Annotated in this window: 12 protein-coding genes and 4 tRNA genes; 9 read left to right on the top strand and 7 right to left on the bottom strand. The window is 61.1% G+C overall.

Features of this window, described 5'->3' with window-relative positions; translation table 11 throughout:
* Nucleotides 1-105: 105 nt before the first annotated feature.
* Nucleotides 106-2,730 carry a [protein-PII] uridylyltransferase gene (locus ACFIQF_RS14615; protein ID WP_393943949.1) on the top strand — a complete coding sequence of 875 codons (2,625 nt, stop codon included), beginning with the start codon at nt 106-108 and terminating at the stop codon, nt 2,728-2,730.
* 32 nt (nt 2,731-2,762) lie between these two features.
* On the opposite strand, the gene def is transcribed toward ACFIQF_RS14615, so the two are convergent.
* Nucleotides 2,763-3,302 carry a peptide deformylase gene (def, locus tag ACFIQF_RS14620; RefSeq protein WP_393943951.1) on the bottom strand — a complete coding sequence of 180 codons (540 nt, stop codon included), beginning with the start codon at nt 3,300-3,302 and terminating at the stop codon, nt 2,763-2,765.
* A gap of 98 nt (nt 3,303-3,400) precedes the next feature.
* On the opposite strand from def, the gene ACFIQF_RS14625 reads away from it, so the two are divergent.
* From ACFIQF_RS14625 to ACFIQF_RS14645, 5 genes are all read left to right on the top strand, one after another.
* A complete protein-coding gene (locus ACFIQF_RS14625; protein ID WP_393943952.1) occupies nt 3,401-3,865 on the top strand; it encodes a YbaN family protein in 465 nt (154 codons plus the stop codon).
* Between the two features lie 63 nt (nt 3,866-3,928).
* Nucleotides 3,929-4,004 (top strand) — tRNA-Asn (locus tag ACFIQF_RS14630).
* Nucleotides 4,005-4,059: 55 nt separating this feature from the next.
* Nucleotides 4,060-4,135 (top strand) — tRNA-Asn (locus ACFIQF_RS14635).
* Nucleotides 4,136-4,190: 55 nt separating this feature from the next.
* A tRNA-Asn gene (locus ACFIQF_RS14640) sits at nt 4,191-4,266 on the top strand.
* 55 nt (nt 4,267-4,321) lie between these two features.
* Nucleotides 4,322-4,397: transfer RNA gene (locus tag ACFIQF_RS14645), tRNA-Asn, on the top strand.
* Between the two features lie 57 nt (nt 4,398-4,454).
* Here ACFIQF_RS14645 and ACFIQF_RS14650 read toward each other — a convergent pair.
* Complete coding sequence (locus ACFIQF_RS14650; RefSeq protein WP_393943954.1) at nt 4,455-4,796, bottom strand: hypothetical protein; 342 nt, start codon at nt 4,794-4,796, stop codon at nt 4,455-4,457.
* 173 nt (nt 4,797-4,969) lie between these two features.
* Between ACFIQF_RS14650 and aat the strand changes: the two genes are divergently transcribed.
* From aat to ACFIQF_RS14665, 3 genes are read left to right on the top strand one after another with little or no spacing between them, the layout of a single operon-like run.
* Entirely contained in the window at nt 4,970-5,749 is a 780-nt protein-coding gene (gene aat / locus ACFIQF_RS14655) for a leucyl/phenylalanyl-tRNA--protein transferase (protein ID WP_393943955.1), read from the top strand.
* On the top strand, nt 5,742-6,503 hold the full coding sequence (locus ACFIQF_RS14660) for an arginyltransferase (protein WP_393943957.1): 762 nt from the start codon (nt 5,742-5,744) through the stop codon (nt 6,501-6,503). Before aat ends, ACFIQF_RS14660 begins: the two co-directional genes overlap by 8 nt.
* Nucleotides 6,504-6,562: 59 nt before the next feature.
* Entirely contained in the window at nt 6,563-7,363 is an 801-nt protein-coding gene (locus tag ACFIQF_RS14665; RefSeq protein ID WP_393943958.1) for an IclR family transcriptional regulator, read from the top strand.
* Between the two features lie 91 nt (nt 7,364-7,454).
* Here the strand turns inward: ACFIQF_RS14665 and ACFIQF_RS14670 are convergent, their stop codons facing one another.
* From ACFIQF_RS14670 to ilvC, 5 genes are all read right to left on the bottom strand, one after another.
* Nucleotides 7,455-8,627, bottom strand: a complete 1,173-nt coding sequence (locus ACFIQF_RS14670; protein ID WP_431193943.1) for a serine hydrolase — start codon at nt 8,625-8,627, stop codon at nt 7,455-7,457.
* A gap of 117 nt (nt 8,628-8,744) precedes the next feature.
* Entirely contained in the window at nt 8,745-10,283 is a 1,539-nt protein-coding gene (locus ACFIQF_RS14675; protein WP_393943962.1) for a 2-isopropylmalate synthase, read from the bottom strand.
* A 119-nt stretch (nt 10,284-10,402) separates the two neighbouring features.
* Entirely contained in the window at nt 10,403-12,118 is a 1,716-nt protein-coding gene (gene leuA, locus ACFIQF_RS14680) for a 2-isopropylmalate synthase (protein ID WP_393943964.1), read from the bottom strand.
* A 499-nt stretch (nt 12,119-12,617) separates the two neighbouring features.
* Nucleotides 12,618-13,505: a CDP-diacylglycerol--serine O-phosphatidyltransferase gene (pssA, locus tag ACFIQF_RS14685; protein ID WP_393943966.1), complete on the bottom strand. Its 888-nt coding sequence runs from the start codon at nt 13,503-13,505 to the stop codon at nt 12,618-12,620.
* 243 nt (nt 13,506-13,748) lie between these two features.
* Complete coding sequence (gene ilvC, locus ACFIQF_RS14690) at nt 13,749-14,765, bottom strand: ketol-acid reductoisomerase (RefSeq protein WP_393943967.1); 1,017 nt, start codon at nt 14,763-14,765, stop codon at nt 13,749-13,751.
* Nucleotides 14,766-14,833: the final 68 nt, after the last annotated feature.

A 14,833-nucleotide genomic window follows, 5' to 3' on the forward strand; every position in this document is an offset into this window, starting at 1 on the left:
GGGCGTGCCACGCCCCCAACTGGTGCACTTGGCACAAAAACTGCTTATAGCTGCGCGCTGTTTTCCTGCTATGGCACACTGCCAGCGACAGCTCTGAATTGCACCATGAACGATCCCCGTATTTCGTCGCTGCGCGAGCAGTACCAGGCCCGGCGCGCGGCCGTGTTTGACGCCATCATGGCGGGCGGCACCAGCACCCGCGGCATCCAGGGCCAGCTGCGCAAGCTATCGCACCTGGCCGATGGGCTGCTGTGCGATTTGTGGCAATGCGCGCAATTGCCCGGCAGCCTGAGCCTGGTGGCGGTGGGTGGTTTTGGCCGGGGCACGCTGTTCCCGCACTCGGATATTGACGTGCTGCTGCTGCTGCCCGCAGGCACCGATTTGGACAGCGATGCCACGCTGCGCACCCAAATCGAGCAGTTCATCGGCTCGTGCTGGGACGCGGGGCTGGAGATTGGCTCAAGCGTGCGCACCATCGCGCAGTGCATTACCGAGGCCGAGGCGGATGTGACGGTGCAGACCGCGCTGCTCGAATCACGCTGTATCACCGGTGCGCAGCCGCTTTACCAACAGTTTCAGCAAGCGCTGGAGCGAGCCATCAGCCCGCAGGCCTTTGTGGTGGCCAAGGTGCTGGAGATGCAGCAGCGCCACAACAAGTACGAAAACACCGCCTACGCGTTGGAGCCCAATTGCAAGGAGTCGCCCGGCGGTCTGCGCGATCTGCAGCTGGTGATCTGGCTGGGCCGCGCCACCGGCCTGGGTGACAGCTGGAAAGCCCTGGCCGCCAACGGCCTGGCGACCGATTACGAGGTGCGCAACCTGCAGCGCAATGAGGATTTGCTCAGCCTGATCCGCGCGCGCCTGCACATTGTGGCCAAGCGGCGCGAGGACCGGCTCGTGTTCGATCTGCAGACGGCTGTGGCCGAGTCTTTTGGCTTCAAGACCGAAACGCCGAGCGGCCAGCGCTTCCCCAAACGTGCCAGCGAAGAGCTGATGAAGCACTATTACTGGGCCGCCAAAGCAGTGGCGCAGCTGACGCAGATTCTGCTGCTCAATATGGACGAGCGCCTGCACCCGGCCAGCCACGCGCTGCACCGCATTGACGACGAGTTTTACGAGAAGGCCGGCATGATCGAGGTGGCCGACGACGAGGTCTACCAGCGCAACCCGCACGCGATTTTGCGCACCTTTTTGCTCTACGAAACCGAGCCGGGGCTGAAGGATTTGTCGGCCCGCACCTTCCGTGCGCTCTACCACGCGCGCACGCTGATGAACGCCAGCTTCCGCCAGGACCCGGTGAACCGCGCCACCTTCATGCAGATTTTGCAGCAGCCGCGCGGCATCACCCACGCGATGCGGCTGATGAACCAGACCTCGGTGCTGGGGCGCTATCTCTGGCCTTTCCGCCGCATCGTCGGCCAGATGCAGCACGACCTGTTCCACGTCTACACGGTGGACCAGCATATTCTGATGGTGCTGCGCAATGTGCGGCGCTTTTTCATGGCCGAGCACGCGCACGAGTACCCGTTCTGCTCGCAGCTGGCCGCCGGCTGGGACAAGCCTTGGCTGCTGTACTTGGCCGCGCTGTTCCACGATATTGGCAAGGGCCGTGGCGGCGACCATTCGGAGATTGGCGCTGCCGAGCTGCGCCGCTTTTGCCGCGAGCACCAGGTGAGCAAAGAGGACACGCAGCTGGTCACCTTTTTGGTGCAAGAGCATTTGACGATGAGCCAGGTGGCGCAAAAGCAGGACACCTCGGACCCGGATGTGATCACCGCCTTTGCCCAGCGCGTGGGCAACGAGCGCTATTTGACCGCGCTTTACCTGCTGACCGTGGCCGATATTCGCGGCACCAGCCCCAAGGTGTGGAACGCCTGGAAAGGCAAGCTGCTGGAAGATTTGTACCGCGCCACTTTGCGCGTGCTGGGCGGCCGCGCCCCCGATCTGGCCGCGCAAGTGGAAACCCGCAAGCGCGAGGCGATGGTGCTGCTGGCATTGTCCGCACAACCGCACGAATCGCAGAAAGCGCTGTGGGACACGCTGGGCGTGGACTATTTCATGCGCCACGAGGCGGCTGATATTGCCTGGCATACGCGCCACTTGTCGCGCTACGTGGGCAGCACCACGCCGATTGTGCGCGCCCGCCAATCGCTGGCCGGCGAAGGCTTGCAGGTGATGGTGTATGCGCCCGACCAGCCCGATCTGTTTGCGCGCATCTGCAGTTATTTCGACCGCGCCGGCTTCTCCATTCTGGACGCACGCGTGCACACGGCCTTGAACCGCCACGCGCTCGATACTTTCCAGGTGATCGCCACCACCGCGCCGCAAAGCTACCGCGAGCTGATCAACCTGGTGGAGAGCGATCTGTGCCGCGTGCTGGCCGAAGCCAAGCCGCTGCCCGAGCCCATGCAGCGCCGCGTGTCACGCCGCGTCAAGAGCTTCCCGGTGGCTCCGCGCGTGCTGCTGCGGCCGGACGACAAAGGCCAGCGCTGGCTGCTATCCATCTCTGCCGCCGACCGCGCCGGCCTGCTCTACACCGTGGCCCGCATTCTGGCCCGCCACCAACTGAGCGTGGAGCTAGCCAAGATCAGCACCCTGGGCGAGCGCGTGGAAGACACTTTCCTGCTGCAAGGCCCGGAGCTGCAAAACAATATCAGCCAGATTGCGATCGAGACGGAGTTGCTGTGGGCGCTGGCGGACAAGACGCCAGGCAGCGGCGCCCAAGCTTGATGGGCAGTCGGTAAACGGCTGCCCCTGCGCGCTCAATCGTCTTCCGCCGCATTGATATCGGGGAAAAGCACCTCGGTAAAGCCGAACTGGCGGAAGTCGCGCACGCGCATGGGGTACAGCTTGCCCCAGAGGTGGTCGCATTCGTGCTGCACGACGCGAGCGTGGAAGCCTTCGGCAATGCGATCGATCGGGTCGCCCCATTGGTCAAAGCCGGTGTAGCGGATCTTGCTCCAGCGCGGTACCAGGCCACGCATGCCGGGCACGGACAAACAGCCTTCCCAGTCGTTCTCTTCTTCGTCGGACAAAGGCGTGATCACCGGGTTGATCAGCACCGTGGGCGGCACCAGGGGGCGGTCCGGGTAGCGCGGGTTGCGCTCGTGGCTGCCAAAAAACACCACCTGCAAATCCACCCCGATCTGCGGCGCCGCCAGGCCGGCGCCGTTGGCATCGCGCATGGTGTCGAGCAAATCCTGCACCAGCTGGTGCAAAGCATCGGTGTCGAACTCGGTCACCGGCTGCGCGGTGCGCAGCAAGCGGGCATCGCCCATTTTCAAGATTGGATATATCGCCATGCGCGCATGGTAGCGCGCTCCGGCCAGCGCCGCGCCACCAGCGCACTTGACCAGCATCAAGTCACAGATTAGCCTGCCCAGGCAAAATACTGCCCGCCATGCCCGAGCCCCATCCGCCCCAAGCCAGTCTCCCCGCTGTCGCCGCCTCCGAGCTGACGCCGGTGTACTGCCCCATCCGCAGCCCGCTGCTGCGCTGGGCGCTGCTGCTGTGTGCGCTGCTGAGCCTGGGCCTGGGCATTGTGGGGATTTTTGTACCCGGCCTGCCCACCACGGTGTTCGTGCTGATTGCCGGCGCTTGCGCAGCCCGCAGCTCGGCCCGCTTGCATGGCTGGCTGTGGCGGCACAAGCTGTTTGGCGGCATGTTGCGCAACTGGGCAGCGGGCGGCTTTGTCAGCCGCCGCGCCAAATGGAGCGCTTCGGTCACCATGGCGGTGTGTGCCATCGTCATGCTGCTGGTGCCAGCGCCTGCCTGGGCCAAGGCCGTGTCGATCGGCTGCATGGCCTGCGTCTTGGCCTGGTTGTGGTGCCGCCCCGAGCCCGTCAAGCAGGCCGCCGAGGCCTAAATGGCAAAAAAAGTCTGCTTCACTTTTTGAAGCCAAATTTTCGTTCTATAATTGCGGTCTTGTTCCTCAATAGCTCAGTTGGTAGAGCGCCGGACTGTTAATCCGTAGGTCCCTGGTTCGAGCCCAGGTTGAGGAGCCAAAAGCTTGGTGCTTTGCAATTGTACAAAGCGCCGCAAAAAATTTGATACCAACATTCCTCAATAGCTCAGTTGGTAGAGCGCCGGACTGTTAATCCGTAGGTCCCTGGTTCGAGCCCAGGTTGAGGAGCCAAAAGCTTGGTGCTTTGCAATTGTACAAAGCGCCGCAAAAAATTTGATACCAACATTCCTCAATAGCTCAGTTGGTAGAGCGCCGGACTGTTAATCCGTAGGTCCCTGGTTCGAGCCCAGGTTGAGGAGCCAAAAGCTTGGTGCTTTGCAATTGTACAAAGCGCCGCAAAAAATTTGATACCAACATTCCTCAATAGCTCAGTTGGTAGAGCGCCGGACTGTTAATCCGTAGGTCCCTGGTTCGAGCCCAGGTTGAGGAGCCACTCAAAACCCATCAATCCCCGATTGATGGGTTTTTTCTTTGCCCCAACATTTGACACTTATGCCGCACGGCGCGGATCGGGCGGCTGCTCGCCACCAGGCATGGGCATCACAATGCCCGAGGTGCTGGCCCGCGGCTTGGCGGCAGCCACAGGCTCGACAACAGCAGCCTCAGGAGCAGAGCGCAGTGGCTGCGCCGGCACCGACTCACCCGCCTCCCAGGCTGCAATATCGCGCTCCAGCCGCTGCACTCGCTGGGCATACATTGCCGTCATGGCCTGGTAGTGCTCGGCTGCAATCGAGTGCTCAAGCATGGCCATGCGCGCCTCTTCCAGGTAAGCACGCGCACGCCGAATGTGCTTGGGATCAGAGAAGCGGCCCTTGCCCTTGTTAAACATCATGGCATCCTCCTCGGTGACAAATCGCCCGCCACTGCCTGCGGTAGCCGACAGCTTGATTGCTACGATGCCGCAAGCGCCGCCGCGCCGGTGTAGGCCAAAAACCAGTTGCCTCTGTCATCCGCGCATCTCCCGCACAATGCAGGGTGAAACTTTGTCAATCGAAAGAAGCCGACTTGACGCGCCCATTGCCGCCCTTGACCTGGCTGGAGCCAGAAGACCCGTTTCCCCCGGTAGAAAAAGCCTGGGGCCCGCAAACGCCTCACCCCGGCCTGCTGGCAGCGGGCGGCATGCTCGACAGCGCCCACCTGCAGCAAGCCTATCGCCAAGGCATTTTTCCCTGGTACAGCGGCGATTCGCCGATTCTGTGGTGGTCCACCGATCCGCGCATGGTGCTGCAGCCCGCGCAGTTCCGCCTGCACCGCTCGCTCAAACAAGCTATTCGCAAAGCCACCGCCCTGCCCGGCTTTGCGCTGCGCATCGACAGCAACTTTGCCGGCGTGATTGCCGCCTGCAGCCAGATCCGGCGTGACGGCCAGGACGGCACTTGGATCGTGGACGATATCCAGGCCGCCTACACCGAGCTGCACCGCGACGGCTTTGCGCACAGCGTGGAAGTGTGGCTGCACGACCAAATGGTGGCCGGTCTGTATTGCGTTGCCATTGGCCGGGCAGTGTTTGGCGAATCCATGTTCACCACCATCAGCAACGGCTCGAAAATCGCCTTGGCCGCCCTGGTAGCGCTGTGCCGGCGCGAAGGCGCGCCCATGATCGACTGCCAGCAAAACACCGGCCACCTGGCCTTCATGGGCGCCGCCGAAATACCGCGCCAGCAGTTTGTCGCCACGGTCGCGCAGCAAATAGAGCAGCCCGCCATGCGCTGGGAGTTTGCAGCCAGCGATTGGGCTGACATAATCCCACTATCTGAAATGACATCTCCACCAACGGATGAGTAGGCTCAACGAACTGCCCCTGCAGACCCTGCAGTTTTATGCGACAGCGCCCTACCCTTGCAGCTACCTCGAAGAGCGCATGGCGCGCTCGCAGGTGGCCACGCCCAGCCACGCCATCCAGAACGAGGTGTATTCGGAGCTGATCCAACAAGGTTTTCGCCGCAGCGGCCTGTTCACCTACCGCCCTTATTGCGATGGCTGCCAAGCCTGCGTGCCGCTGCGCGTGAACGCGCACGAGTTCAAGCCCAAGCGCCACCAGCGCCGCGCGCTCAAGGCACACCAAGACCTGGAAGTGCGCGTGCTGCCACTGGGTTTTCTGCGCGAGCATTACGAGCTCTACCTGCGCTACCAGGCGGCACGCCACACCGGCGGCGGCATGGATGAAGACAGCATCGAGCAGTACTCACAGTTCATGCTGCAAAGCCGCGTCAACAGCCGCCTGGTGGAGTTCCGCGCACCCAGCGGCAACCCGCAGCAACCCGGCGCACTGAAGATGGTGTCGATCATCGACATCCTCAACGACGGCTTGTCCGCCGTCTACACCTTCTACGAGCCCGAGGCACACGCCAGCTACGGCACCTACAACGTGCTCTGGCAGATTGCCCAGTGCCGCACCATGGGCCTGCCCTACCTCTATTTGGGCTACTGGATAGCCGCCAGCCGCAAGATGCAATACAAGGCCGATTACCAGCCCTACGAGGTCTATCTGGACCAGCGCTGGCAAGCCGGCAGTTTTGCTATACATTCTGCAGCTTGAGCTGCTTGCACCATAAGCCACCAACACCAGTTTTTTACCATCTGAACGCCAGCCACCGCATGACCAAACCCCAACCCGACATCGCCGCCAAACCCAGTGTGCAAGTGCTGGAGCGCATGTTCACGCTGCTGGACGTGCTCGCCTCGCGCGAGGAGGCGGTGTCGCTCAAAGAGCTGAGCGAACTCACCGGCCTGCACCCCTCCACCACGCACCGCATCCTGAACGACCTGACGATCGGCCGCTTTGTCGACCGCCCCGAATCGGGCAGCTACCGCCTGGGCATGCGCCTGCTGGAGCTGGGTAACCTGGTGAAGGCCCGCATCAACGTGCGCGAAGTGGCCTTGCAACCCATGCGCCGCTTGCATTTGGCCACGCAGCAGGCCATCAACCTGAGCATGCGCCAGGGCGACGAGATCGTGTACGTGGAGCGCAGTTTTTCCGAGCGCTCGGGCATGCAGGTGGTGCGCGCCATTGGCGGCCACGCGCCACTGCATTTGACAAGCACCGGCAAGCTTTTCCTGGCCGCCGACGAGCCCGAGCGCGTACGCGCCTACGCCATGCGCACCGGCCTGGCAGGCAACACCAAGAACAGCATCACCAACCTGGCCGTGCTGGAGCGTGAGCTGTCCAAAACCCGCCAGTACGGCGTGGCGCGCGACAACGAAGAGCTGGAGCTCGGCGTGCGCTGCATGGCTGCCGGCATTTACGACGACCAGGGGCGCCTGGTGGCCGGCCTCTCGGTCTCGGCACCGGCCGACCGCCTGGAAGAAAGCTGGGCCAACAAACTGCAGTCCACGGCCAGCGAGATCTCAGCCGCGCTGGGTTTTGACGAGCAACGCCAAAGCGCAGCTGCTCGCTGAACATGCGAAGCTGGCGCCAGCCCTAGCGCAGCACTTCGCAGACAACAAAAAAACCTGCCAGTGGCAGGTTTTTTCATGGGATGGTTTTGCCTCAGCGCTTGGCGGCCAGCAGGTGGCTGCCCGAGCCTTCAACCCAGTGGCGCACGCGCTCTGCATCGGCCAGGCGGCTGAACTTGCCGGCCGAATCCAGGAACACCATGATCAGCTTTCGGCCCGCCACCTGGGTCTGCATCACCAGGCAACGGCCGGCCTCGGAGATGTAGCCGGTTTTTTGCAGGCCAATGTTCCACTCGGGGCTGTGCACCAGGCGGTTGGTGTTGTTGAACTGCACGGTGCGCTCGCCCACTTCCACCTGGTACGAAGGCGATGTGGTCAGCTCGCGCAGCAGCGGATCGGAGTGCGCCACATTCACCAGCGTGGCCAGGTCGTGCGCGCTCGACTGGTTGGAGCTCGACAGGCCCGTAGGCTCGACGTAGCGCGTATCGGCCATGCCCAGCATCTTGGCCTTCATGTTCATCTGGCTGACAAAAGCCGACATGCCGCCCGGATAGGTGCGACCCAGTGCGTGAGCCGCACGGTTTTCGCTGGACATCAGCGCCAGGTGCAGCAGCTCGCCGCGCATCAGCGTAGTGCCCACACGCAAGCGCGAGCTGCTGTGCTTTTCGGTATCCACATCGTCTTGGGTGATGGTGATTTCTTCAGCCATCGGCAGATTGGCCTGCGAGATGATCACGCCCGTCATCAGCTTGGTGAGCGAAGCGATGGGCAGCACGGCATGGTCGTTCTTGGACAGCAGCACTTCGTGCGTGTCCTGATCCAGCACCAGCGCCACGCTGGACTTCAGTGCCAACGGGTCGCTCACATCATGCAAACCCGCCATCTGGCCGAACGATTGGCGCGCTGGCACCACCTCTACAGCGGCCGCTGCGGCAGCGGCTATGGCAGCCGCCTTGGCAGCACGTTTACCGCCAGCCTTGGCAACAGCCGTACCCTTGCCCTTGGCACCTTTGCCAGCGGATTTGTCTGCTACTTTCTTGCCGCCTTTGGCAGCGGCCACTTCCTTGTGGTTGCGGCCATTGCGCTCGCCCTTGCTGGCGACGGCGGCCTGCTTTTTGCCCGGCTTGGCCGCTACCTGGGTTTTGGCCGGTGCAGCTTTTTTCTTGGTGTTGGCATGGGCATGCGGCATACCGATGCCAATTGCCAACGCACAGATTGCAAAAATGTGTGAAAAACGACGCAAAACACTGCGGTGACGTGGCGCCATTATTCTGCTCCCTACAAAAACGATAGCCAGACTTGGAATTGAGAATTAAAAAAGTCGCGAAATTTCATGAACTTACGCGACTCTTCAATTATTTAAGTGAAATTATATTCCGAAGTCTCAGCCTTGTGCAGCCACCCGCTCTGTAGGATTTTGTAACTTATTGAGCGCCGCGATATAAGCCTTGGCCGAAGCGACCACGATATCCGGGTCAGCGCCCACTCCGTTGACGATACGACCAGCCCGCTGCAAGCGCACCGTCACCTCGCCCTGGCTCTCGGTCGAACCGCTGATGGCGTTGACGGCGTACAGCACCATTTCGGCACCGCTCTTGGCCTGCGACTCAATGGCTTTCATCGAGGCATCCACCGGGCCATTGCCGCTGGATTCGCCCCTGACTTCCTTGCCATTGGCCACCAGCACCACGCTAGCCTTGGGCTGCTCGCCGGTTTCGCTCGACTGCGCGAGCGAGACAAAGCGATAGGTTTCGGTCTCGCTTTGCGCGCCTTCGGTGTTGACCAGGGCCAGAATGTCTTCGTCAAAAATCTCGCTCTTGCGATCGGCCAGATCCTTGAAGCGGGTAAACGCGGCGTTGATTTCGCTTTCGCTCTCCATCACCACGCCCAGCTCTTGCAGGCGTTGCTTGAAGGCGTTGCGGCCGCTCAGCTTGCCCAACACGATCTTGTTGGCGCTCCAACCCACATCTTCGGCACGCATGATTTCGTAGGTGTCACGCGCCTTGAGCACGCCGTCTTGGTGAATGCCCGAAGCGTGCGCAAACGCATTGGCACCCACCACCGCCTTGTTGGGCTGCACCACAAAACCAGTGGTCTGGCTGACCATGCGGCTGGCGGCCACGATGTGCTTGGTGTCGATGTTCACGTCCAGACCGAAGTAGTCCTTACGGGTCTTGATGGCCATCACCACTTCTTCGAGTGAGCAGTTGCCAGCGCGCTCGCCCAGACCGTTGATGGTGCATTCCACCTGGCGGGCGCCGCCGATCTTGACGCCGGCCAGCGAGTTGGCCACAGCCATGCCCAGATCGTTGTGGCAGTGCACCGACCAGATGGCCTTGTCGCTGTTGGGAATGCGCTCGCGCAAATTGCGAATGAACTCGCCATACAGCTCCGGCACGGCGTAGCCCACGGTGTCTGGCACGTTGATGGTGGTGGCGCCTTCGGCGATCACCGCCTCGATCACGCGGCAGAGAAAATCCGGGTCGCTGCGGTAGCCGTCTTCGGGGCTGAACTCGATATCGCCCACCAGGTTGCGGGCAAAGCGCACCGACATCTTGGCCTGCTCAAACACCTCGTCGGGCGTCATGCGCAGCTTTTTCTCCATGTGCAGCGGGCTGGTGGCGATGAAGGTGTGGATGCGCGCACGGTTGGCGGGTTTGAGCGCCTCGGCCGCACGGGCTATGTCGCGGTCGTTGGCGCGCGAGAGCGAGCACACGGTCGAGTCTTTGATGATGGAGGCGATGCTGTGCACGCAGTCGAAATCGCCGTTGGAGCTGGCGGCAAAACCAGCTTCGATCACATCCACCTTCAGGCGCTCGAGCTGGCGTGCAATACGCAGCTTTTCGTCCTTGGTCATCGACGCGCCGGGCGACTGTTCGCCGTCACGCAAGGTGGTGTCAAAAATAATCAGTTGATCGCTCATCGTGTTCTCCATGGCATGGTGTGGTGGCAAGCGCTTGTGGCGCTGCCCTGTTTTCTCAATGCGCAACACGCCCGCTGCCGGGCACAGCCCTACAGTTTACGTGCATTGCGCCCATTTTCTTAAGCGGCAACCGTATCGGCTGCTGGCATATTCACCCGTGCGACAGCGCCGCTGCGGGCCAGCGCGCTCACCACGGCGCGGAAAGCCGCCTGGGTGATGTTGCTGTCCATGCCCACGCCGTACAAGGTGTGCTCGTCGTTCACCCGCAACTCCACATACGCGGCCGCCTTGGCATTGGCGCCCTGCCGGCCTGCGCCATTAGCGACTGAATGCATGGCGTGTTCGCTGTAATCGAGCACTCGCACCGGCACGCCGGTTGCACTGCTGATGGCATGCACAAAAGCGTCGATCGGTCCATTGCCTTGGCCGGCCACCGTAAACGCCTGGCCAGCCACTTGTACGGAGCCGGAGACACGGACATCGCTGCCATCGGCCGGCTCGACGCGGCACGGGCCCACGGCCTGCGCTGCTTCCAATTGGTACTCACGGGCAAAGATGTCCCACAGATCTTGCGCGGTGAATTCGGTACCAGCCACATCCATGGCGCGCTGCACCACCTGGCTGAACTCGATCTGCAAGCGGCGTGGCATGGTGAGACCGTACTCTTCTTCGAGCAAGTAAGAGATACCGCCCTTGCCCGACTGGCTGTTGACGCGGATCACCGCCTCGTAGCTGCGGCCCAGGTCCTTGGGGTCGATAGGCAGATAAGGCATTTCCCAGATATCGCCTTCATTGCGTGCAGCGAAAGCCTTTTTGATGGCGTCTTGGTGCGAACCCGAGAACGAGGTGTAGACCAAGTCGCCGGCATAAGGATGGCGCGCCGGCACGGGCAACTGGTTGCAGTATTCGACCTCGGCGCGGATCGCATCGATGTCGGAAAAATCCAGCTTCGGCGACACGCCTTGCACATACATGTTGAGGGCGACGTTGACGATGTCGAGGTTGCCGGTGCGCTCGCCATTGCCAAACAAGCAGCCTTCCACGCGGTGCGCGCCAGCAAGCAAAGCCATTTCTGCGCTGGCCGTGCCGGTGCCACGGTCGTTGTGCGGGTGCACGGAAATCACCACCTCGGGGCGGCCTTGGAACTGGCGCACCATCCATTCAATCTGGTCGGCAAACACATTGGGCGTAGTGTTCTCCACCGTGGTGGGCAGGTTGAGAATGATGTTGCGGCCCGGGCCCCAGGCGGTGATGGCGGTTTCGCAGGCTTGCAAGGACACTTCCAATTCGGCCAACGAGAAGGTCTCGGGCGAGTACTGCAAGATCCACTCGGTGCCCGGCTGGGCATCGGTGAGTTGCTTGAGGTGCGTGACCTGGGTTTTCACCAGATCCATCACCTCGGGCACGCTCATGCCAAACACCACTTTTCGCCACACGGGAGCCACCGCGTTGTAGATGTGAACGATGGCGCGCGGCGCACCTTGCAAGGCTTCGACCGTGCGGGTGATGAGTTCGGGGCGAGCGGGCGTCATCACCTGGATGGTCACATCCGCAGGGATGCGCTTTTCCTCGATCAGCTGGCGCACAAAATCGAATTCGATCTGCGACGAAGCGGGGAAGCCGACCTCGATCTCCTTGAAGCCGATCTTCACCAGCATGTCGAACATCCGCAGCTTGCGCGCCAGATCCATAGGCTCGATCAGAGCCTGGTTGCCGTCACGCAGATCCGTCGACAGCCAGATCGGCGCCTGGGTGATCTGGGCATCAGGCCAGGTACGGCCTTGCAACGCAACAGCTGGAAATGCGCGGTACTTGCTAGCGGGTTGGTTCAACATGGTTGTCGGGTCTTTCTCATCGAAACAAAGGGTTCGGGGTGGACGCCAGCAACCTACAGATACAAAAACGGCCCGTTGCTGGTGCAAACGGGCCGATGGTGTAGGGGTGCGAAATTTTTACGCGCGCTACTCTAACTGCCCGTTGGACATTAGTAGTAGAGCTAGGGACAAAATTTGCATGAGGAGCACTCTAACACAGCTTTTATAGCGTGGAAGAAAATTTTTTGTGTCAGGGTAAAGTGTGATTGCCAGTGCCATGACGAAATACACGCTGCTTTGGCGTCGCGAGTTTTCGTTTGGGGATGGCAATATGACCGCTTATGCGTTGTGTTGCTGGCTTGCCATACCAAAGTATTGTCTGCGCCAACAACCCTTAGCCTAAGCGGCCATCTTGCCGTTGGGGGTGTGATTTCCGGCGCCCGCTACGCTGCGCAGGTGGGCTGCTGAAACTCCAAAAACCATAATTTCAGGCGCCCACTTTGGCGCTCTGCATTAGCCCTTAATCATGGTGCAGACCACGCTCGTCGGGCTCATCCGTGCTGGTAGCAACAATCGACACCTGCTGGCCCTTGGCACGGCGCCAGGCGTAGATGACGTAGCCCGAGATCGAATACACGACAAAGATCAGGAACAGCATGGTGGCCGGCTCAATGCTTACCAGCGCCAGCACCAGCACCACCACGACGAGCGAGATAAAGGGCACGCTCTTGGCCATGCCAGCGCCTTTGAAGCTGTAGTACGGAATATTCGTCACCATCGTCAGGCCAGCAAACAAGGTGATGGCAAACATGATCCACGACAGGTCATCACGGCTGGCCGGATGGCCACCGAAAAGCGCAATCACCTCGCCAAAAATAGGCACATCGCGGTGCGAGACCAGCAGCGCGCTGGTCAGCCAGATAAATCCTGCCACCAAAGCCGCCGCCGCTGGCGAAGGCATACCTTGGAAATAGCGCTTGTCCACCACACCCGTATTCACATTGAAACGTGCCAGGCGCAGCGCCGCGCACGAACAGTAGACAAAGGCCGCAATCCAGCCCCAACGGCCCAAGGGGCGCAGCGCCCATTCGTAGGCAATCAAGGCAGGCGCGGCTCCAAAAGACACCATGTCGGACAGCGAATCCATCTGCTCGCCAAACGCGCTTTGGGTATGCGTCATGCGGGCCACGCGACCGTCCAGACTGTCAAGCACCATGGCACAGAAAACGCCCACAGCGGCTGCCTCAAAGCGGCCGTTCATCGCCATCACAATGGCGTAAAAACCACCAAACAAAGCCGCCAGCGTGAACGAGTTAGGCAGCACATAAATGCCCTTGCGCCATTTGCGGTGGGCGAGCGCCTGGCTCTCAGCACCCGCCTTGGCCTTGGTATCGTTGTTATCCAGCATCCGATTCAACTCCGGCGCTTGGTAAGCAAGCGCAATCAGCTATCAATTTTATAGTTTTCTACAAGGCCTGCACCTTGTAACACAAGCTGCACAGTGTACCTTTATCGCCCGGCATCCACCGCCCCAACCGCCATGCTGACTGCATGGGCCGACCGCTTTGAGCAGGCATGAAAAAGGACTGCCGAAGCAGTCCTGGTGTGATGGCTGTCGCGCACCGCTGGACGGCGGTGCTGCAAGCAACAATCAGTTCTTGGTCTGGTCGACCAGCTTGTTCTTGGCGATCCAAGGCATCATGGCGCGCAGCTGACCACCCACTTGCTCGATCTGGTGATCGGCAGTGTTACGGCGGCGAGCGGTCATCGAAGGATAGTTCAGGCGACCTTCCTGGATGAACATCTTGGCGTAGTCGCCGTTCTGGATGCGCTTCAAAGCATTGCGCATGGCCTTGCGCGATTCTTCGTTGATCACTTCGGGGCCGGTCACGTACTCGCCGTACTCGGCGTTGTTCGAGATCGAGTAGTTCATGTTGGCGATGCCGCCTTCATAGATCAGGTCGACGATCAGCTTGAGCTCGTGCAGGCACTCGAAGTAAGCCATTTCAGGAGCGTAGCCGGCCTCCACCAGGGTTTCGAAGCCCATCTTGATCAGCTCGACAGCGCCACCGCACAGCACGGCCTGTTCGCCGAACAGGTCGGTCTCGGTTTCTTCCTTGAAGTTGGTTTCAATGATGCCAGCCTTGCCGCCACCATTGGCCATGGCGTAGGACAGAGCCAGATCACGGGCCTTGCCCGACTTATCCTGGTGGACAGCGATCAGGTGGGGCACGCCGCCGCCTTGGGTGTAGGTGTTGCGCACGGTGTGGCCTGGGGCCTTGGGAGCCACCATCCACACGTCCAGGTCAGCGCGGGGCACGACCTGGTTGTAGTGCACGTTGAAGCCGTGAGCAAACACCAGCGAAGCGCCTTGCTTGATGTTGTCCTTGACGTTGTCGGTGTAGACCTTGGCGATGTCTTCGTCAGGCAGCAGGATCATGACCACGTCAGCGGCCTTGACGGCGTCGTTGACTTCCATCACGGTCAGGCCGGCTTTTTCAGCCTTGGGCCACGAAGCACCACCCTTGCGCAAGCCGACGATGACCTTCACGCCGCTGTCGTTCAGGTTCTGGGCGTGGGCGTGGCCTTGCGAGCCGTAGCCGATGATGGCAACCGTCTTGCCCTTGATGAGGGACAGATCACAGTCCTTGTCGTAAAAAACTTTCATGCTTCGCTCCGTTGGTATCAGTCAAAAATGCAAACAAACACTTGTTTAAGAATCTGCGTCGTCAGGGG

The sequence above is a fragment of the Comamonas trifloxystrobinivorans genome, assembly GCF_043359985.1.
Taxonomy (GTDB): Bacteria; Pseudomonadota; Gammaproteobacteria; order Burkholderiales; family Burkholderiaceae_C; genus Comamonas; species Comamonas trifloxystrobinivorans.